We start from the raw sequence: 20,830 nt of genomic DNA, 5'->3' as shown, positions 1-20,830 counted from the left end.
GTGGTATCCACTTATCTTATAACTTTTACTAATCTAGTGATTATACGCCCTCGAAAAACTCGATTGCTTTAGAATCAGCTGATAAAGTAACTACTGCCTTTTTCCAAACGCTTGTATATCCAGAGAATCTACCATAGCGCTTTGGTTTTGCTTTTACATTTAAAGTGTTAACTTCTAAGACTTTCACACCAAAGATTGTTTCGATTGCTTGCTTAATCTCTGTTTTGTTCGCCTTTTTGTCAACCTCGAATGTGTACTTGTTGTGCTCCATTAACGCACTTGACTGTTCAGTAACGATTGGTCTCTTAATGATATCACGAGGATTTTTCATTACGCAAACACCTCCTCCACTTTGGAAACAGCGTCTTTAGTAATGATAAGCTTGTCATGACCAACTAGATCTAGAACGTTAATGCCAGTTGCTTGAACAAATTTCACTCCAGGGATGTTGCGAGCTGATAGATATAGGTTAATATCTTCATCTACACCAACTACAAGAGTCTTATCCGTTACTTTTAAGTTGCTTAACACCTTAATCATTTCTTTTGTTTTAGGTGCATCAAAGTGTAATTGATCTAATACCATAATTTCATCATTTAATACTTTTAAAGAAAGAGCTGATTTTAACGCTAATCTACGAACTTTCTTCGGTAACTTATATGCATAACTACGAGGAGTTGGTCCAAATACTACTCCGCCGCCCTTCCATTGTGGCGCACGAATTGTACCTTGACGAGCGCGACCTGTACCTTTTTGTTTCCAAGGTTTACGGCCTCCACCTCTTACTGCTGAACGATTTTTAACGGCATGTGTTCCACGACGTAACGTTGCTTGTTGCATAACTACTGCATCAAAGATTACGCTTTTATTTGGCTCTATACCAAATACGCTTTCACTTAGCTCGATTTCGCCCACTTGATCTCCATTTACGTTGTATAATGCTACTTTAGGCATTTACGAGTCCTCCTTTCTGAACAAAATTACTTATTTCGAGCTTTTCAGCGCTTGTTTGATTATAACTTCTGACTTTTTAGGGCCTGGAATCGCACCTTTAATTAGAAGTAAGTTGCGCTCTGTATCAATCTTCACGATTTGAAGGTTTTGTACAGTAACTTTTTCGCCACCCATACGGCCAGGTAGTGGTCTACCTTTGAAAACGCGCATAGGGTCAATCGATCCTAATGATCCCGGTCCACGGTGATAACGAGATCCGTGTGCCATTGGTCCACGAGAGAAGTTATGGCGTTTAATTGATCCTTGGAAACCTTTACCCTTTGATGTACCAGTTACATCAACCATTTCACCAGCTTCAAAGATTTCAACTGTAACCGCTTTACCTACTTCATACTCGCTTAGATTAACTCCTCTTACTTCTTTCACGAAGCGCTTAGGAGTGGATCCTGCTTTTTTGAAGTGTCCAAGATTAGGCTTGTTTGTGCGGTGTTCTTTTTGATCACCAAAACCTATTTGGATTGCTTCGTAACCATCAGTCTCAATTGTCTTCTTTTGTAATACTACGCAAGGTCCAGCTTCGATTACAGTCACAGGAAACACTTGACCGTTTTCGCCGAAAACTTGAGTCATACCAAGTTTTTTGCCTAAGATTCCTTTTGTCATGCTTGCACCTCCCAGTTTTATTGCATGTTTGCTTTATTTGAAACATACTCTTAAGTATAGTAGTTTCTAAAGTTATTGTTCTTGCTTGCTAGGATTACTAGTTATGCAAGTCCTTACAGCTTAATTTCAATGTCAACGCCTGACGGTAAGTCAAGTCTCATTAACGAATCCACTGTTTGTGGTGTTGGATTGATGATATCAATCAAACGCTTGTGAGTTCTCATTTCGAACTGCTCACGAGAATCTTTGTACTTATGAACCGCTCTAAGGATTGTGTAGATAGCCTTTTCTGTCGGTAATGGAATTGGCCCCGATACCGTTGCACCTGATTCCTTAGCTGTTCTTACAATCTTCTCTGCTGATTGATCAAGAACTTGATGATCATAAGCCTTTAAACGAATACGAATTTTTTGCTTTGCCATAATAATTACCCCCTTCATCGCCCATTTTAGAAAATAGACTTCTCCGTGAAAATTTCCCCTGACACCCAGCCATGGCAAACCTGCCTGGTGTGTCGGCAACCTTCCACTTCATAGCAGTCAACAATATCAAATTATATACTAATGCATAGTTTTACGCAAGTTTTTTCTTAAATATTTTTTAAGTATTTTATACAGGCTATAATGAAAACTTAGTTCAGATGGATTTTTTACTCCACCTGAACTTTAGTTGCACTTATTTCGAAGCTTGGCGGCACTTACCTCACACTTATAAAAGCGGGAGTATTAGAAATGCCGCTGAGATAAATCTCTTGATTACACATAAAACCATGCATGTTTTTCCTAATATTTTATATAATGAAGTAAGCCTTATTTTTAGAAAGGAGCTGATCGAATGTTCACTAAGCACTGGATGTTACGCGAAGTTGCTCATTGTAAAGAAGGGTGTTGAATACAGTCTTTGGGAAGACGGTAAACTCCCACGTCTGAGTCGATGATTGTGAGTTGATTTAGATGCTATGATTAAAGATTAGATCTCAATTACATATATAGAAATAGGATCGGATTTAGAACCGATCCTATTTCTATATATTTCTTATACTTATTGTTATTATATATTAGTTTTTTTATTGAAGATTTATTAATTGAAGATTATTGTTGAAGATTTATTGTTGGATAGTAATATTGCTATTTAGTATTTGCAATTCTAATCCTGTGCTCTTTCAGTTATTTCGATTGTTTTATTAATTTCAATTGAATGACGAGTTCTTGTTATAGCATCTTTAATCATAGGTAATACTCCAACTGATTGTACAGTAAAGATAATAAGGCTAGTAATACCTGTTAAAAACAAACCTAAAGTAATTCTTCCAACTTTCCACGTCTTCATGATTACGCCTACTCTTTCCTATTAAAATCCTTTGTTTTAACTGTGCATATATCTTTAGACGTGCGTGTTAAGGGAATCCCTTCAGTCAACAAAAACTACCTACAATAAAAAAACTACCGAGAATCATCTCAGTAGTTTCTAGAATGCTTTAGGCACTCTTAGTTATTGAATTATTACTTAAGGATTTTAGTTACAACGCCTGCTCCAACTGTACGTCCACCTTCACGAATCGCGAAACGAGTTCCTTCTTCGATAGCGATTGGTGCAATTAGGTCTACTGTTAGGTTTACGTTGTCACCAGGCATTACCATTTCAGAACCTTCTGGTAATGTGATGATACCAGTTACATCAGTTGTACGGAAGTAGAACTGAGGACGGTAGTTAGCGAAGAATGGAGTATGACGTCCACCTTCTTCTTTACTTAATACGTAGATTTCTCCAACGAATTGAGTGTGTGGAGTGATTGAACCTGGCTTACATAATACTTGACCACGCTCGATATCTTTACGGTCAACACCACGAAGTAATGCACCGATGTTGTCACCAGCTTCTGCATAATCAAGAATCTTACGGAACATTTCGATTCCTGTGCAAACATACTTCTTAGTTTCTTCCTTAAGTCCTACAACTGCAACTTCGTCAGTTGTCTTAAGCTGTCCACGCTCAACACGACCAGTAGCAACTGTACCACGACCAGTGATTGAGAACACGTCCTCAACAGGCATTAAGAAAGGCTTGTCTTTTTGACGCTCTGGTTGTGGAATGTAGCTATCAACAGCAGCCATTAGCTCGTCGATTTTAGCAGCCCACTCACCAGTTGGATCTTCTAATGCTTTTAAAGCAGAACCCTTAACGATTGGAATATCGTCTCCAGGGAATTCATACTCAGATAATAGGTCACGTACTTCCATTTCTACTAACTCAAGTAGTTCTTCATCATCAACCATGTCGCACTTGTTTAAGAATACAACGATGTGAGGTACGCCTACTTGGCGAGAAAGAAGGATGTGCTCACGAGTTTGTGGCATTGGACCATCAGCAGCAGATACTACTAAGATCGCTCCGTCCATTTGAGCAGCTCCAGTGATCATGTTTTTAACATAGTCAGCATGGCCTGGGCAGTCAACGTGTGCATAGTGACGATTTTCAGTTTCATACTCAACGTGTGCAGTAGAAATTGTGATACCGCGCTCGCGCTCTTCTGGAGCAGCGTCGATTGAACCGTAGTCCATAGCTTTTGCGAAACCGCGAGTTGCTAATACTGTTGTAATAGCAGCTGTTAAAGTAGTTTTACCATGGTCAACGTGTCCGATTGTACCAACGTTGCAATGTGGCTTATTTCTTTCAAATTTAGCTTTTGCCATTGTAAACATTCACTCCTTAATATTTTTGAATAATTTGATTTTCTATGTTTTCTTAAATCATGTAGCATAATTTAAGATTATGCTTATTATTAGCCTTGTGTCTTCTTAATGATCTCTTCAGCAATGTTCTTAGGTACTTGCTCATAATGAGCGAATTCCATAGAGTATACTCCACGACCTTGTGTTTTTGAACGTAAAGTTGTAGAGTAACCGAACATTTCAGAAAGTGGTACAAATGCTCTTACAACAGATGCACCTGAACGAGTCTCCATTCCATCTACACGGCCACGACGTGAGTTTACGTCACCCATGATATCTCCCATGTAGTCCTCAGGAACCGTTACTTCAACCTTCATGATTGGCTCTAAAAGAACAGGGTCGCACTTAACCTTCGCTGCTTTTAACGCCATCGAACCAGCAATTTTGAATGCCATTTCTGATGAGTCAACATCATGGTAAGATCCATCTACGAGTGTTGCTTTTACGTCTACTAGTGGGTAACCCGCTAGTACACCGTTTTGTAGAGATTCTTTGATACCAGCATCAACTGCAGGGATGTATTCCTTAGGAATTGCTCCACCCACTACCTTGTTAATAAACTCATATCCCTTACCTTGCTCTTGTGGCTCGAACTCAACCCAAACGTGACCGAATTGTCCACGTCCACCTGATTGTCGAACGAACTTACCTTCAACCTTCGCGCTAGAGCGGAAAGTTTCTCTGTAAGCTACCTGTGGCTTACCTACATCAGCTTGTACTTTGAATTCTCTCATCATACGGTCAACGATAATCTCAAGGTGAAGCTCACCCATACCAGAGATAATTGTTTGACCTGTTTCTTCGTCCGTATGCGTTCTGAACGTTGGATCTTCTTCTGCCAGCTTGTTAAGAGCGATTGACATCTTATCGTGGTCAGCTTTTGATTTTGGCTCGATTGCTACGTCGATTACTGGATCAGGGAATACCATTGACTCAAGAACAATTGGGTTCTTTTCGTCACATAGTGTGTCACCAGTTGTTGTATCTTTCAATCCTACTGCTGCAGCAATGTCACCAGAGTAAACCGTTTTGATTTCTTCACGGTGGTTTGCGTGCATTTGCAGAATACGACCTAAACGCTCGCGCTTGTTCTTAGTAGAGTTCAATACGTAAGAACCGCTTTCGATAGTTCCTGAGTAAACGCGGAAGAATGTTAATCTACCAACGAATGGGTCAGTCATAATCTTAAATGCTAATGCTGCGAAAGGTTCAGAGTCACTAGATTTGCGAACTGCTTCTACTTCATCTTCTAATGTACCTTTAATGTCTGGTACATCTGTTGGTGCAGGCATGTAAGCAATAACACCATCAAGTAAGAATTGTACACCTTTATTCTTATAAGAAGATCCGCAGAAAACAGGAGTGATTTGAACATTACATGTTCCTTTGCGAAGGGCTACTTTAATTTCTTCATTCGTAAGCTCTTCACCTTCAAGGTATTTCATCATAAGCTCTTCATCTAACTCTGCGACAGCATCTAAAAGAATCCCACGATATTCATCTGCTTTATCCTTAAGATCGGCAGGGATTTCACGAGCTTCACTTTGAGTGCCTAAGTCATCAAGATAGATGTAAGCTTTCATTTCAATCAAATCTATGATTCCTTGGAATGTATCCTCGGCTCCAATTGGTAATTGAACAGGAACTGCATTAGCTTTTAAACGATCGCGCATCATTGATACTGCTCTATAGAAGTCAGCACCCATGATATCCATCTTGTTAACATAGCCAATACGAGGAACGTGGTACTTATCTGCTTGTCTCCAAACTGTTTCAGACTGAGGTTCAACCCCACCCTTAGCACAGAATACACCTACAGCTCCATCAAGAACACGCAATGAACGTTCAACTTCAACTGTGAAGTCTACGTGTCCAGGTGTGTCAATGATATTGATGCGATGCTCTTTCCATTGTGCAGTAGTTGCAGCAGAAGTTATTGTGATACCACGCTCTTGCTCTTGTTCCATCCAGTCCATTGTAGCGGCACCATCATGAACTTCACCGATTTTGTGAAGACGACCTGTGTAGAACAGAATTCTCTCAGTTGTTGTCGTCTTACCAGCGTCGATGTGAGCCATAATTCCGATGTTACGAGTTCTTTCAAGCGAGAATTGTCTGGCCACTGAATATCCTCCTTAAATTGTAAAACCTATTTATCCTACCAACGATAGTGAGCAAATGCTTTATTTGCTTCTGCCATCTTATGTGTTTCTTCACGTTTCTTCACACTAGCACCTGCATTGTTAGCTGCGTCTGAAATTTCATTCGCTAAACGCTCTTCCATTGTCTTCTCATTGCGAAGACGAGAGTAGTTTACTAACCAACGAAGTCCTAAAGTGATTCTTCTTTCAGGCTTAACTTCTACTGGAACTTGGTAGTTCGCTCCACCTACACGGCGAGCTTTAACTTCAAGAACTGGCATAATGTTCTTAAGCGCTTGATCGAAAACTTCAGTAGGGTTTTGCCCTGTTTTCTCACGAATGATTTCAAATGCGTTATATAGTAAACGTTGAGATACTCCACGCTTTCCATCAATCATCAACTTGTTAATCAAACGTGTAACAAGCTTGCTATTGTAAACTGGATCAGGCAATACATCTCTACGAGTTACTGGTCCTTTTCTTGGCATTCTGTTACCTCCTTTACGGGAAATTCAATGATTCCGCTTGCCTATTTTAGGCAATATTATGATTTTTTCTTAGGTCTTTTTGCTCCGTACTTAGAACGAGCTTGTAGTCTGTTCTGAACGCCAGAAGTATCTAGCGCACCACGTACAATATGGTAACGCACCCCTGGTAAGTCTTTCACACGACCACCACGAACAAGAACTACTGAGTGTTCTTGTAGATTGTGTCCGATTCCAGGAATATAAGCTGTAACCTCAATACCGTTAGTTAAACGTACACGAGCGTACTTACGAAGCGCTGAGTTAGGCTTCTTAGGTGTCATTGTTCCAACACGAGTGCAAACCCCACGCTTTTGAGGTGAGCTTTGGTTCGTTTGAGTCTTTTTGAAGCTATTGTATCCCTTTTGAAGAGCAGGAGCAGTAGACTTCTCAATTTTATCTTGACGTCCTTTACGTACTAATTGGTTAATTGTTGGCACTTTCGTCCACCTCCTTTCAAAATAAGCCCACAGTTCCAGGCGATTCATTTTTCTCCAAATGAAAAGTCTTTGATGCGGCAAAGTTTCCTGCGCCGCATCAAAAACGCATTTGTAATCCGTTATGCTTTTGTAATTGCTACTGTTGCAGCTCCTACTTCAATTCCGCAGGCTTTTCCAAGCTTCTTCATAGAATCGACATATATAACAGGCACATTCTTTTCCTTGCATTTTTCTGCAATTTTTACTGTCACCTTCAGATCTGCATCTTTAGCGATCAGAACTTCCAGTGCCACTCCTGTTTCAATGGCTTTCAGTGTTTGCTTCGAGCCAATGGTTATATGATTAGCATCTTTTAATTTAAGGTATGGCAATGAACGAATCCCCCTAACCTATTCATCCATATTCACACACTAGAGTATATTAGCACTTAGAAATACTAAAGTCAATATTATTTTTTAATGTTGCTATTATTGTATACATCCCGTGATAATATTACTCAGCTACAACGGTTGCACCGTTCTCTATTGGTTCCTCTGGTGTGCTTACCTCTATGTTTGTATTCCGGTATCTCGCCATGCCAGTTCCGGCAGGAATCAATTTACCGATGATAACATTTTCTTTTAGTCCGATTAAGCGGTCAATCTTACCTTTGATTGCTGCATCCGTAAGAACTCTAGTCGTTTCCTGGAAGGACGCTGCTGATAAGAAGGAATCTGTTTCCAACGATGCTTTGGTAATACCAAATAGCACTGGTCTTGCGACCGCAGGATCTTTTCCTGCACGGAACGCAACTTTGTTAGCTTCTTCAAAATCGCTAATATCGATATATGTTCCAGGTAGCAATGATGTATCTCCAGCTTCTAGAACTTTAACTTTTCTTAGCATTTGGCGAACCATAACTTCAATGTGCTTATCGGCAATATCAACACCCTGTAAACGATATACTCGTTGTACTTCACGAATCAGGTAATTCTGAACTCCGCGAATACCTCGTACAGCTAAAAGTTCTTTTGGATCAATAGATCCTTCCGTCAATTCCTGACCAGGGATAACTTCCATATCTTTATATACTTTTATACGAGAGTTATACGGAATTTGGTATACCTTATTCTCGCGGTCATTCTGGATTTCAACTTCACGCTTGCCTTTAATATCGCGAATTTCAACGACCTTACCTTCGATTTCCGATACTACTGCTTGCCCTTTCGGGTTACGCGCTTCAAATAGCTCCTGAATTCTCGGTAAACCTTGTGTGATGTCGTCCCCTGCTACTCCACCTGTATGGAACGTACGCATTGTTAACTGTGTACCTGGTTCCCCAATCGATTGAGCAGCAATAATTCCTACCGCTTCACCGATTTCTACATTGTGACCTGTTGCAAGGTTTCTTCCGTAGCATTTTATGCATACACCATGACTTGTTTTGCAAGTAATGATGGAACGAATTTTGACTTTCTTGATTCCAGCCGCTAGAATTCGACTTGCTTTCGCATCATCAATCATCTCAGCATCTGCTACAATCACTTCATTTGTTTCTGGATGAACGACTTCTCCAAAGGTTACACGACCTACCATACGATCATGTAAATCTTGAATAATTTCACTTCCATCACGCATTTCTTCAACTTCGAGGTAGCGTTCTGTACCACAGTCGTTCTCACGAACAATTACATCCTGTGCTACGTCAACAAGACGACGTGTTAAGTATCCTGAGTCAGCTGTTCTTAAGGCTGTATCGGCCAAACCTTTACGCGCACCGTGTGTCGAGATAAAGTACTCAAGTACTGTTAATCCTTCACGGAAGTTTGATTTGATTGGTAATTCAATGATACGTCCTGAAGGATTTGCCATAAGTCCACGCATACCTGCTAACTGAGTGATCTGCGATACGTTACCACGGGCACCAGAGTTAGCCATCATATAAATGGAGTTGTTGCGGTCAAGGGTTGACATAAGTGCCTTTGTAAGCTCATCCTTAGCTGCACTCCAAATGGAGATAATACGGTCGTATCTTTCGTTGTCTGTAATTAGACCACGTTTAAATTGCTTAACTACTGTTTCTACTTTTTCTTCTGCTGCTGCTAGAATTGTATGCTTCTCATCTGGAACAATGATATCAGAAACGGCAATCGTGATCCCTGCTTTTGTAGCATATTGGAACGCAAGAGCCTTAAGTTTATCAAGGATTTGGGCAGTTCTAGTTGTTTTGTATCGATCAAAACATTCACCGATAATTTTCCCTAGATTTCCCTTCGTCAATGCTGGTACTTCGTCTAGTTTTTCAATGAACTCTTTAATGTTCGTTCCCTTTTCAAAGATAAAGAAACGATCATCAATACGATCGGTCATGTTACTCGCCGTTGGCTCCATAATAAACGGGTATTCTGGAGGGAATATCTCATCAAAAATAATCTTACCAACAGTAGTCACAAGAAATGCGTTTTGTTGTTTTTCATTGAAACTAGTTTTTCCTAAAGTTTTCGCCGGTATTGCTACTAATGCATGTAGCGAAGTCTTCCCTACTTGGTACGCCAAAATTGCTTCATTAGGGTTCGAGAATATGCTTCCTTCGCCCTTGTCACCCTTTTTCGTGATCGTTAGGTAATAGCAACCTAATACCATGTCCTGGGTAGGTGTTACAACTGGTTTCCCATCCTTAGGATTTAGAATGTTATTTGATGCAAGCATCAAAAGTCGAGCTTCTGCTTGAGCTTCAGATGATAATGGCACGTGGACGGCCATTTGGTCACCGTCAAAGTCCGCGTTATATGCTGTACATACCAGAGGATGCAAACGAATTGCTTTTCCTTCTACAAGTACAGGTTCGAATGCCTGAATTCCTAATCTATGCAATGTAGGGGCACGGTTCAACAGTACTGGATGCTCGCGAATTACATCTTCTAAAACATCCCACACTTCTGGATGTACACGCTCAACCTTACGTTTTGCACTCTTGATATTATGGGCAATCTTCTTGGCTACTAACTCTTTCATAACAAAAGGTTTAAATAGCTCAAGCGCCATCTTCTTCGGTAATCCGCACTGATACATCTTTAAGTTCGGGCCTACTACGATAACGGAACGACCAGAATAGTCAACACGCTTACCTAATAGGTTCTGACGGAAACGCCCTTGCTTTCCTTTAAGCATATGGCTTAAAGATTTTAGTGGTCTGTTACCAGGACCTGTTACAGGACGACCTCTTCTTCCGTTGTCAATTAATGCATCGACCGCTTCTTGAAGCATGCGTTTTTCATTTTGTACAATGATTTCTGGTGCGCCTAAATCTAATAAACGCTTCAAACGGTTATTACGGTTAATCACGCGGCGATATAAATCGTTCAGGTCAGAAGTTGCAAAACGTCCACCATCTAACTGTACCATTGGGCGTAGCTCCGGTGGGATGACTGGAAGTACGTCAAGAATCATCCAATCTGGTAGATTGCCAGATGCTTTAAAAGATTCCAGCACTTCTAATCGTTTTGTAACTTTGTTCTTGCGTTGACCTTGTGCCGTTTTTAGCTCTTCTTTTAGCTGAGCACTCTCTTTTTCGATGTTAATGTCTTGAAGTAACTTCTTAATTGCTTCCGCACCCATTGATGCTTTGAAGCTATCACCATACTTATCTTTATAGCTGCGGTATTCTTTCTCAGATAGTAGTTGCTTCTTATCTAGAGTTGTCTCCCCTGCATCCGTTACCACATAAGCTGCGAAATAAATTACCTCTTCCAAAGCCCTCGGTGACATGTCAAGGACAAGACCCATTCTACTAGGGATGCCTTTAAAATACCAAATGTGCGATACAGGTGCTGCTAATTCAATGTGCCCCATACGCTCTCTTCGAACTTTAGCCTTTGTCACTTCAACGCCACAGCGATCACAAACAACGCCTTTATAGCGAACACGCTTGTACTTACCGCAATGACATTCCCAGTCGCGGGTAGGACCGAAGATCTTTTCACAGAAAAGACCTTCTTTCTCCGGCTTTAACGTTCTGTAGTTAATCGTTTCAGGTTTTTTAACCTCACCAAAAGACCATGAACGAATCTTGTTCGGTGATGCTAATCCTATTTTCATACTTTCAAAGTTATTGACATCCAACAAGGGTCATTCCCCCTATGTTAATCTATTTTCCTTCATTTTCGATAATATCATCGATGCTTAAGTTCAACTTATCAGGTGACTCATCATCATCATCCGATTCGCGCATAGTGATTTCTTCTTCGTTCGCCGATAGGATTTTTACATCCATACCAAGACTTTGAAGTTCTTTAATCAATACTTTAAACGATTCCGGAACTCCTGGCTCTGGTACGTTTTCACCTTTAACGATTGCTTCATAAGTCTTCACACGGCCGATGACATCATCGGACTTAACTGTGAGGATTTCTTGAAGCGTGTACGCGGCACCATATGCTTCAAGTGCCCATACCTCCATCTCTCCAAAACGCTGTCCACCAAACTGTGCTTTACCACCCAAGGGTTGTTGCGTTACTAAAGAGTATGGTCCAGTCGAACGAGCATGAATCTTGTCATCAACCATGTGAGCAAGTTTCAACATGTACATAACCCCTACGGTTACATGACTTTCAAACTCTTCTCCTGATCTTCCATCATATAGGACGGTCTTGCCATCTCTTGGCAATCTCGCTTCCTCTAATGCATCAAATACATCTTCTTCTGTTGCTCCGTCAAATACCGGGGTTGCCATGTGTATTCCTAAATAACGAGCCGCCATCCCTAAGTGGGTTTCTAGTACTTGACCAATATTCATACGTGAAGGTACACCAAGCGGGTTAAGAACTACTTGCACTGGAGTTCCATCCGGTAAGAACGGCATATCTTCTTCTGCCATAATACGTGCAATAACACCCTTGTTACCGTGGCGTCCTGCCATCTTATCCCCTACAGAGATTTTACGTTTCTGCGCAATGTATACACGGACCAGTTGATTCACACCAGGTGGAAGCTCATCGCCATTTTCACGAGTGAAAATCTTAACGTCGACTACAATACCTTCTTCACCATGAGGAACGCGCAATGAAGTATCTCTTACCTCTCTTGCCTTTTCACCGAAAATTGCATGTAAAAGTCGCTCTTCGGCTGTTAATTCCGTAACACCCTTTGGCGTAACTTTACCAACTAAAATGTCTCCTGGCTTGATCTCGGCACCGATACGGATAATACCTTGCTCATCAAGATTCTTCAAAGCATCTTCACCGACGTTCGGTATGTCGCGTGTTATTTCTTCAGGGCCTAGCTTTGTATCTCTAGCTTCCGATTCATACTCTTCAATATGAACAGAAGTATATACATCTTCTTTTACTAGCTTTTCAGATAATAGAATCGCATCCTCGTAGTTATAACCTTCCCAAGTCATAAATGCTACTAATACATTTCTTCCTAATGCTAGTTCTCCCATATCAGTAGCTGGTCCATCTGCTACGATATCACCTTTTCTCACATGGTCTCCCAGCTTGCAAATTGGTCGCTGGTTGATACATGTCCCTTGGTTAGAACGAACAAATTTTTGTAATTTATAAACGTCGACGTCACCTTTGACTTGCTTGCCATCAACTTCTGCTATTCTTCTTACACGTATCTCATTCGCTGTAACTAATTCAATCACTCCATCGTGACGAATCGTCGTTACAACTCCTGAATCTTTCGCAGCTTTGTGCTCCATCCCTGTGCCTACGAGAGGTGCGTCTGTTACTAACAGAGGTACTGCCTGACGTTGCATGTTTGATCCCATTAGAGCACGGTTGGCGTCATCATTTTCTAAGAAAGGAATAAGCGCCGTAGCTACAGAAACAACTTGCTTTGGCGATACGTCCATATAGTCAATCTTGTCACGATTCACTGGCTGTATCTCATCACGATAGCGGCATACCACTTGATCATTTGTAAAGCTTCCATCTTCGTTAAGCTCAGCATTCGCCTGTGCTACTACGAAATTATCTTCTTCGTCAGCTGTTAAATAATCAATTTTCTCTGTTACTTGATTGGAATCTTGATCTACTTTTCGATATGGAGTTTCGATAAAACCATATTCGTTGATTCTTGCATATGTGGATAAGGAGTTAATCAGTCCAATGTTCGGTCCTTCTGGTGTCTCAATCGGGCACATTCTGCCGTAGTGAGAGTGATGGACGTCACGAACTTCGAAGCCGGCTCTTTCTCTTGTCAAACCACCAGGCCCTAACGCAGATAAACGGCGCTTATGCGTTAATTCTGCTAGCGGGTTTGTCTGGTCCATGAACTGGGACAACTGGCTACTTCCAAAAAACTCTTTAATAGAAGCAATTACTGGACGAATGTTAATTAACGCTTGTGGCGTAATTGCATTAATGTCTTGGATTGACATGCGTTCACGTACTACACGTTCCATACGCGATAAACCGATACGGAATTGATTCTGTAAAAGCTCGCCGACTGTACGAAGTCTTCTATTACCAAGGTGGTCGATATCATCAACATCACCTACCCCTTGCAATAGATTGATAAAGTAGTTTAATGATGCTACGATATCGGACCCTGTAATGTTTTTAACTTTTTTATCAATGGCACCATTGCTAATGACACGAATGACTTCGCCATCTTCGAGTGGTGAATATATCTTAAGGGAGTGCAGGTTCACAGGCTCATCTTCTAGAACTCCGTTATGCGGCATGACAGAAGTGTCAAGAATGCCCTCTTCGATTAAAGCTATTAACTTATTTAATAGTCTTCTATCGATTAAATCTCCAGCTTCCGCTATAATTTCACCAGTGTTTTTGTCCACAATGGTTTCTGCTAGCTTTTGATTGAAGATACGATTTTTAATATGCAGCTTTTTATTGATTTTATATCGACCAACACTCGCTAAATCGTAGCGTTTTGGATCTAGAAATCTAGAGTATAGCAAACTCTTTGCATTATCTACCGTAGGTGGCTCACCAGGGCGAAGCCTTTCATAGATCTCAAGTAATGCCTTCTCCGTATTATCTGTGTTGTCTTTTTCTAATGTATTCTTTATAAACTGGTTTTCACCGAAAAGATCCAATATCTCTACATCGCTACCAAAACCAAGGGCACGCAAAAGAACCGTAACAGGTAGCTTTCTCGTACGATCAATGCGCACATAGATAATATCCTTCGCATCAATCTCAAGTTCAAGCCAAGCGCCACGATTTGGAATCACAGTAGCCGTGTAGGTCTCTTTACCAGTTTTATCGTTTTTTAAACTAAAATACACACTTGGGGATCTAACAAGCTGACTGACAATAACGCGTTCTGCTCCGTTAATTACAAAGGTACCCGTTTCTGTCATCAATGGGAAATCTCCCATAAATACTTCTTGCTCTTTTACTTCCCCTGTCTCCTTGTTGATAAGTCTAACCTTAACCCTAAGAGGAGCAGCGTAAGTTGCGTCTCTTTCTTTTGATTCATCTACTAAATACTTTGGATCACCTAATTGATAATCAATAAACTCAAGGACTAGATTCCCAGTAAAATCTTGAATTGGGGATATATCTTCAAACATTTCCCTAAGTCCATTCTCTAGAAACCATCGATAGGAGGCTTGCTGAATCTCAATAAGATTTGGCAGTTCCAAAACCTCTCTAATACTCGAATAGCTCCTGCGTTGACGTTTTCCGTATGTAACCAACTTGCCCGCCAATGACTTTCACCCCTCATGCCCGTTTTCGTGCAAACAAAAATAAAAAATGGATAAAAACCATTTTTCACAAAAAAACTGATTATTATACATTAAATCATAATATCACAAGCATTTTTTCGTGTCAATGCGCATCTATTTTTGTCAACCGTTCGTTGCCTTTATTATTTGATATCCGCTCTCTTTATTGACAATTTCTACGGTTTTATACATACTTTCTAACTTTTTCACCGCAGACATTGCGCCATGCTTCTTGTGCATGACAATCCAAAAAGAGCCTTTTTCGTCAAGAAATTGTACTGAGTCTTCAAACATACTATAGATTTTAGCTTTCCCTGCCCGTATTGGCGGGTTCAGTGCGATATGATGAAATGGTGTACGCGGGACTTGTTCAAAGCCATCGCTCACTAATTGATTGGCATTTCTAACAAGGTTGATTATACAATTTTTGCGAGCAAGCGAAATCGCACGCTCATTGATATCGGTCATTAGAATTCTGCCTGCTGGCGTCTCATAAGCTAACACAATTCCTACAACTCCATAACCACACCCTAAATCTAATAGCGATTCACCATTCGTGATTTGAATTGTTTCTACTAATAGCCGAGAGCCAAAATCAATGCCTTTTTTAGAAAAGACTCCTGCGTCCGAAACAAAAGTCCATTCGTTCCCTCGCAAATGCGCTTTAATAGTAGATTCATTCGAGCTAACTTGCGGGTTCTTACTATAATAATAATCCACGCGCTTCACTCCTGACACAGTCTACTTCTAGCTTCGGCATAATCCATCAAATTATACCAATTACTGAAATTTCGATAATAAAAACCCCTGCCCATAGACAAGGGTTTTATTATCATATGACTACTTAATGTCAACAACAGCGCCAGCTTCTTCAAGCTTAGCTTTGATTGCTTCTGCTTCCTCTTTACCGATTTTCTCTTTAAGAGGTGCAGGAGCACCGTCAACAACAGCTTTAGCTTCTTTTAAGCCTAAGCCAGTTAACTCACGAACAACTTTAATTACATTGATTTTAGAAGCTCCAGCATTTGTAAGAATTACATCAAATTCTGATTGCTCTTCAGCAGCTTCAGCAACAGCGCCACCAACCATAGCTACAGGAGCTGCAGCAGTTACACCAAACTCTTCTTCGATAGCTTTAACAAGCTCGTTTAATTCTAATACATTCATACCTTTAATCGCTTCAATGATTTGCTCTTTTGACACGTAAAAAACCTCCCGTTATAGTTAAATTAAAATTTTTTCGTGATTACGCTTGTTGCGTATCTCCATTCTTTTCAGCAACTGCTTTAACTGCCAATGCGAAGTTACGCACAGGTGCTTGAAGAACGCTTAAGAACATAGAGATAAGTCCTTCGCGTGAAGGCAGGCTTGCAAGTGCTTTAATTTCATCCACACTTACTACTTGACCTTCAACGATTCCACCTTTAATTTCAAGCTTGTCGTTTTTCTTAGCAAAGTCAACTAGTACCTTTGCTGCAGTAACTGCATCTTCTTCACCAAATGCAATTGCAGTAGGTCCTACTAAAACTTCATCAAGAGCAGTAAAATTCGTCTTTTCAGTAGCACGACGAGTTAGAGTATTTTTCACTACTTTAAACTCGATTCCACTTTCACGAAGTTTCTTACGAAGCTCTGTTACTTGCTTAACATTCAATCCACGGTAGTCAGCTACAATTGTGCTTTTGCTATTTTGAATTTTCTCAACTAATAGCTCAACAACTTGTGCTTTTTCCTCACGAACGCCCATGAACACACCTCCTGGTTTCAAATATCAATGAAATATAGCTTCTTTTCTATTCTGAGAATAAACAAAGCCCTCGCAGACACGCGAGGGCAATAAATATCATAAGGAATCAAATCAATTGATTACTATGCATTCAAGCTTTACCTCGGTAGGATATTTTATGCCTAAGCAACCTACTGTCTACGGAGTATTCATTTTTTGTCGAACAGATGATACTATATCATAACGTTTATCTAAAGTCAACAACTTCAAACAAACCGTTGAATCCTATAGGAACTTTTGTAAGTTTACGCGAACACCAGGACCCATTGTTGTTGATAGAGTAATATTTCTAACATATTGCCCTTTTGCAGCTGCAGGCTTAACACGCTTTAATGTATCAATCACTGCCGTTAAGTTTTCAATTAACTTAACATCGTCAAAAGATACTTTACCGATAGGCGCATGGATGTTTCCAGCCTTGTCTACACGGTATTCAATTTTACCTGCTTTAATTTCTTTCACTGCACGATCAACATCAAATGTAACAGTTCCCGTTTTAGGGTTTGGCATTAAGCCCTTAGGTCCAAGTACACGACCAAGCTTACCCACGTTAGCCATCATGTCAGGTGTTGCTACTACTACATCAAAATCAAACCATCCGCCAGAAATCTTAGCGATCATGTCGTCATCACCAACAAAATCTGCACCAGCAGCTTCTGCTTCTTTTGCCTTTTCGCCTTTAGCAAATACTAACACGCGTTGTGTTCTGCCTGTGCCATGTGGCAATACTAAAGCACCACGAAGTTGTTGGTCTGCCTTCTTAGGATCTACTCCTAAACGAACAGCAACTTCAACAGTAGCATCGAATTTTGCTACAGTCGTCTTTTTCGCTAATTCTACTGCTTGTTCTGGATCATAAGCAGTTTCTTTATCTACAAGCTTCGAAGCTTCTAAATACTTCTTACCATGTTTCGCCATAATAAAATATCCTCCTTTGTGGTATTAGCGGTTGATACCTCCCACTAACGAGGGCTGGCGCTAAGCACCAACCCATATCTGTTGACTAACCTTCTATCACGATACCCATACTGCGAGCAGTACCTTCAATCATGCGCATAGCAGCTTCAACACTTGCTGCATTTAAGTCTTCCATTTTTTCTTCAGCGATTTGACGAACTTTATCTCTATTTACAGTAGCAACCTTCTTCTTGTTAGGCTCTCCTGAACCAGACTCGATACCTGCTGCCTTCTTTAATAGAACTGCTGCTGGTGGAGTCTTCGTGATGAAGATAAATGAACGATCCTCGTAAACTGTGATTTCAACTGGGATAATTAAACCCACTTGTTCCGCTGTACGAGCATTGAATTCTTTACAGAATCCCATGATGTTAACACCCGCTTGACCTAATGCAGGACCAACTGGTGGCGCTGGATTTGCTTTACCAGCAGGAATTTGAAGCTTTATCACCTTAATGACTTTTTTAGCCATATCAATACACCTCCTTGTCCAATATGTGGTATACGGGATGATTCCCTCCCACTTGAAAAGCCTATGCAAACCATAGCCTTACACTAGAAACCTATATTTTTTCCACTTGAGTAAAATCAAGCTCAACTGGGGTCTCTCTACCAAACATAGAAACTAAAACTTTTAGCTTCCCTTTTTCGTGATTAATTTCCTCGACGATTCCAACAAAATCATTAAACGGACCTTCTGTAACTCGAACATTTTCCTTTACACTAAAGTCAATGTTTACCCTAGTTACCTCTACGCCCATTTTCTTGAGGAGTCTTTTAACTTCGTCAGGTTGGAGCGGGCTAGGCTTAGAACCTGAACCTGAAGAACCAACAAAACCAGTCACGCCCGGTGTGTTTCTAACGACATACCAAGAATCGTCAGTCATAACCATTTCCACAAGTACATACCCTGGAAACACTTTTTTCATGACGATTTTCTTTTTTCCGTTTTTAGTTTCAGATGTTTCTTCCATCGGTACTAGCACGCGAAAAATCTTATCTAACATATTCATAGATTCCACGCGCTTTTCCAGATTCGCCTTAACTTTATTTTCATACCCTGAATAGGTATGAACTACATACCAGTGTTTTTCCATGATTTTGGAATATTACCCTCCCAACCAACTCAACTTTAAAAGAATAAGTTCAACACGTATTTCAACGCCAAATCAAACACATAGAAATACAAAGTAATACCGACAACTACACTCAGTACTACAGCCGTATAACCCTTAAGTTCCTTGCGGTTTGGCCAACGAACCTTTTTCAGTTCATGCCATCCTTCGACAATAAACTCTTTGGTGCTTGTTAAACCACCTCTGATTTTTTCAACAAATGACATTTCAACACCTTCTTTCCGCGTGCGACTACCAGGTATTAACGAGTTTCTTTGTGTGATGTGTGTGAATTACAGTAAGGGCAGTACTTCTTGAATTCGATACGATCTGGGTTGTTTTTCTTGTTTTTCTTAGATGAGTAGTTACGTCTTTTGCATTCTGTGCAAGCCAAAGTAACGATTACGCGCACGGGAACACCTCCTAGAGTCAAAATATCTATGTCGCAAGAATCCTATTTTCTCACGGTTACCTAAAGTAATTTATCACAAACAGAATCCAATGTCAATAAAGTTCCTTTTTTTCAAGAAAAAATCTATGCAAACATAAATGGAGCCCTTCAGGGCCCCATTTATGTTTCACTATATTTCAATGGGCAAGTCTCGATCTTCCAGGTACTTCTCTAATTTCCGCTTTACCCTTTGTAAGGCATTATCTATCGATTTCACATGGCGATCTAAATCGACGGCTATTTCTTGATAAGAACGGCCATCCAGATATAGCATCAACACTTTTCGCTCAAGGTCGCTCAATATCTCAGCCATCTTAATTTCAATATCGTCAAATTCTTCTTGGTTAATAATGAGCTCTTCAGGGTCTGTTACTTTCGTTCCACAAATCACGTCCAATAACGTTCGATCGGAATCTTCATCATATATAGGCTTGTCTAATGAAATGTAAGAGTTTAGTGGGATATGTTTTTGTCTTGTCGCTGTTTTAATGGCTGTAATAATTTGTCGAGTAATGCACAATTCGGCAAAAGCCTTAAACGAAGAAAGCTTATCCCCTTTAAAATCGCGAATCGATTTATAAAGGCCAATCATCCCTTCTTGGATAATATCTTCGCGGTCTGCACCAATAAGAAAGTATGACCTTGCTTTCGCACGAACAAAATTCTTATACTTATTGATTAAATATTCTAAAGCAATTTCATCGCCTTTATGAATATTCGTTAACAAATCCTCATCTTCCATTACATGAAGGGTAGTTGTTATGTTGTTAAGTTTCGTGTTAACTACCAAAATGAATCCCCTCCATGAACATAGCTAGGATAATTATACATTATGTCGCCAAATTACGTCAACTTCTATCCACTTCCAATTTATTGCCTACGCCAACTTTCAAAAATTTTAGCGATTTCTGGATTTATTCGTCGATTCATTCGCGGCGAAACTGCACTATGTCGATGGATGTCGTTTGATATTTGGTCTTTCATCATCTTGATTTCTATTAATAGTTCACGAGACGATACGCGCAGTGCACCTAGCCCAAACACCAAACGCTGTTCTAATAGATCGGACGTAGCTACATACACTTTTGTATTGCTTTTTGGCTTTATTAGGCCCGCAACAAGCTTTTCTATATATTCGTCAGCCGTTTTCCCTTCATTCGTGAAATGCACCTCGATATTATTCATTGTAGTCTTACTAGTAGTCCCTTTGGTAAGATGGGCATCATAAACAAGAATTACTTTCCTACCCGTATATGCACTATATTCCATAAGGTCCTCTTGTAACCTGTTCCTCGATTCCTCAAGGCTTACCTCTTTAAGTTCTGACAATTCTATTGAGGCACCGATTACATTATACCCATCTACTACTAGAATCTCCATGAAGTC

Annotated in this window: 22 protein-coding genes and 1 other annotated feature; all 22 genes read right to left on the bottom strand. The window is 40.3% G+C overall.

The genetic code is table 11. From position 1 onward, the window contains the following. Positions 1 to 40: 40 nt before the first annotated feature. The 22 genes from rplW to BHU72_RS03700 all read right to left on the bottom strand — a co-directional run bounded on the left by rplW (position 41) and on the right by BHU72_RS03700 (position 20,824). Entirely contained in the window at positions 41 to 331 is a 291-nt protein-coding gene (rplW, locus tag BHU72_RS03800) for a 50S ribosomal protein L23 (RefSeq protein ID WP_069701307.1), read from the bottom strand. Continuing rightward, on the bottom strand, positions 331 to 954 hold the full coding sequence (rplD, locus tag BHU72_RS03795) for a 50S ribosomal protein L4 (RefSeq protein ID WP_069701306.1): 624 nt from the start codon (positions 952 to 954) through the stop codon (positions 331 to 333). Before rplD ends, rplW begins: the two co-directional genes overlap by 1 nt. Before the next feature lie 30 nt (positions 955 to 984). Then, positions 985 to 1,617 carry a 50S ribosomal protein L3 gene (rplC, locus tag BHU72_RS03790; RefSeq protein WP_069701305.1) on the bottom strand — a complete coding sequence of 211 codons (633 nt, stop codon included), beginning with the start codon at positions 1,615 to 1,617 and terminating at the stop codon, positions 985 to 987. Positions 1,618 to 1,730: 113 nt separating this feature from the next. Continuing rightward, positions 1,731 to 2,039 (bottom strand): 30S ribosomal protein S10, encoded by a 309-nt coding sequence (gene rpsJ / locus BHU72_RS03785; RefSeq protein ID WP_069701304.1) that lies wholly within the window; start codon positions 2,037 to 2,039, stop codon positions 1,731 to 1,733. A 724-nt stretch (positions 2,040 to 2,763) separates the two neighbouring features. After that, positions 2,764 to 2,946: a hypothetical protein gene (locus BHU72_RS03780; protein WP_069701303.1), complete on the bottom strand. Its 183-nt coding sequence runs from the start codon at positions 2,944 to 2,946 to the stop codon at positions 2,764 to 2,766. A gap of 173 nt (positions 2,947 to 3,119) precedes the next feature. Further along, positions 3,120 to 4,310, bottom strand: coding sequence for an elongation factor Tu (gene tuf / locus BHU72_RS03775; protein ID WP_069701302.1), 1,191 nt, complete (start codon positions 4,308 to 4,310; stop codon positions 3,120 to 3,122). An 89-nt stretch (positions 4,311 to 4,399) separates the two neighbouring features. Continuing rightward, positions 4,400 to 6,472 carry an elongation factor G gene (fusA, locus tag BHU72_RS03770; RefSeq protein WP_069701301.1) on the bottom strand — a complete coding sequence of 691 codons (2,073 nt, stop codon included), beginning with the start codon at positions 6,470 to 6,472 and terminating at the stop codon, positions 4,400 to 4,402. A gap of 35 nt (positions 6,473 to 6,507) precedes the next feature. Continuing rightward, positions 6,508 to 6,978: a 30S ribosomal protein S7 gene (gene rpsG, locus BHU72_RS03765; protein WP_069701300.1), complete on the bottom strand. Its 471-nt coding sequence runs from the start codon at positions 6,976 to 6,978 to the stop codon at positions 6,508 to 6,510. Between the two features lie 56 nt (positions 6,979 to 7,034). Continuing rightward, positions 7,035 to 7,454: a 30S ribosomal protein S12 gene (gene rpsL / locus BHU72_RS03760; RefSeq protein WP_069701299.1), complete on the bottom strand. Its 420-nt coding sequence runs from the start codon at positions 7,452 to 7,454 to the stop codon at positions 7,035 to 7,037. A gap of 119 nt (positions 7,455 to 7,573) precedes the next feature. Further along, the gene (locus tag BHU72_RS03755; RefSeq protein WP_069701298.1) at positions 7,574 to 7,825 is read right to left on the bottom strand and encodes a 50S ribosomal protein L7ae-like protein; all 252 of its coding nucleotides are present in this window, start codon (positions 7,823 to 7,825) and stop codon (positions 7,574 to 7,576) included. 121 nt (positions 7,826 to 7,946) lie between these two features. Continuing rightward, positions 7,947 to 11,558, bottom strand: a complete 3,612-nt coding sequence (gene rpoC / locus BHU72_RS03750) for a DNA-directed RNA polymerase subunit beta' (protein WP_069701297.1) — start codon at positions 11,556 to 11,558, stop codon at positions 7,947 to 7,949. 22 nt (positions 11,559 to 11,580) lie between these two features. Then, positions 11,581 to 15,117, bottom strand: coding sequence for a DNA-directed RNA polymerase subunit beta (rpoB, locus tag BHU72_RS03745; protein WP_069701296.1), 3,537 nt, complete (start codon positions 15,115 to 15,117; stop codon positions 11,581 to 11,583). A 141-nt stretch (positions 15,118 to 15,258) separates the two neighbouring features. Next, positions 15,259 to 15,855 carry a class I SAM-dependent methyltransferase gene (locus BHU72_RS03740; protein WP_069701295.1) on the bottom strand — a complete coding sequence of 199 codons (597 nt, stop codon included), beginning with the start codon at positions 15,853 to 15,855 and terminating at the stop codon, positions 15,259 to 15,261. Between the two features lie 120 nt (positions 15,856 to 15,975). Beyond that, positions 15,976 to 16,338 carry a 50S ribosomal protein L7/L12 gene (gene rplL, locus BHU72_RS03735; RefSeq protein WP_069701294.1) on the bottom strand — a complete coding sequence of 121 codons (363 nt, stop codon included), beginning with the start codon at positions 16,336 to 16,338 and terminating at the stop codon, positions 15,976 to 15,978. 43 nt (positions 16,339 to 16,381) lie between these two features. After that, positions 16,382 to 16,882, bottom strand: a complete 501-nt coding sequence (gene rplJ / locus BHU72_RS03730; protein ID WP_069701293.1) for a 50S ribosomal protein L10 — start codon at positions 16,880 to 16,882, stop codon at positions 16,382 to 16,384. Positions 16,883 to 16,933: 51 nt separating this feature from the next. Next, positions 16,934 to 17,083: a sequence feature (ribosomal protein L10 leader region), on the bottom strand. Between the two features lie 63 nt (positions 17,084 to 17,146). Further along, a complete protein-coding gene (rplA, locus tag BHU72_RS03725) occupies positions 17,147 to 17,839 on the bottom strand; it encodes a 50S ribosomal protein L1 (RefSeq protein ID WP_069701292.1) in 693 nt (230 codons plus the stop codon). Between the two features lie 85 nt (positions 17,840 to 17,924). After that, positions 17,925 to 18,350, bottom strand: a complete 426-nt coding sequence (rplK, locus tag BHU72_RS03720; RefSeq protein WP_069701291.1) for a 50S ribosomal protein L11 — start codon at positions 18,348 to 18,350, stop codon at positions 17,925 to 17,927. A gap of 91 nt (positions 18,351 to 18,441) precedes the next feature. Beyond that, positions 18,442 to 18,975 (bottom strand): transcription termination/antitermination protein NusG, encoded by a 534-nt coding sequence (gene nusG / locus BHU72_RS03715; protein ID WP_069701290.1) that lies wholly within the window; start codon positions 18,973 to 18,975, stop codon positions 18,442 to 18,444. 35 nt (positions 18,976 to 19,010) lie between these two features. Then, complete coding sequence (gene secE / locus BHU72_RS03710) at positions 19,011 to 19,220, bottom strand: preprotein translocase subunit SecE (RefSeq protein WP_069701289.1); 210 nt, start codon at positions 19,218 to 19,220, stop codon at positions 19,011 to 19,013. A 35-nt stretch (positions 19,221 to 19,255) separates the two neighbouring features. After that, positions 19,256 to 19,405, bottom strand: coding sequence for a 50S ribosomal protein L33 (rpmG, locus tag BHU72_RS15375; RefSeq protein WP_083248240.1), 150 nt, complete (start codon positions 19,403 to 19,405; stop codon positions 19,256 to 19,258). Positions 19,406 to 19,574: 169 nt separating this feature from the next. Next, positions 19,575 to 20,207: an RNA polymerase sporulation sigma factor SigH gene (gene sigH / locus BHU72_RS03705; RefSeq protein WP_436796448.1), complete on the bottom strand. Its 633-nt coding sequence runs from the start codon at positions 20,205 to 20,207 to the stop codon at positions 19,575 to 19,577. Positions 20,208 to 20,314: 107 nt separating this feature from the next. After that, the gene (locus BHU72_RS03700) at positions 20,315 to 20,824 is read right to left on the bottom strand and encodes an NYN domain-containing protein (protein WP_069701288.1); all 510 of its coding nucleotides are present in this window, start codon (positions 20,822 to 20,824) and stop codon (positions 20,315 to 20,317) included. Positions 20,825 to 20,830: the final 6 nt, after the last annotated feature.

The sequence above is a fragment of the Desulfuribacillus stibiiarsenatis genome (genome assembly GCF_001742305.1).
GTDB classification, from domain to species: Bacteria; Bacillota; Bacilli; order Desulfuribacillales; family Desulfuribacillaceae; genus Desulfuribacillus_A; species Desulfuribacillus_A stibiiarsenatis.
This window is presented reverse-complemented; position numbering and strand designations above follow the sequence as displayed.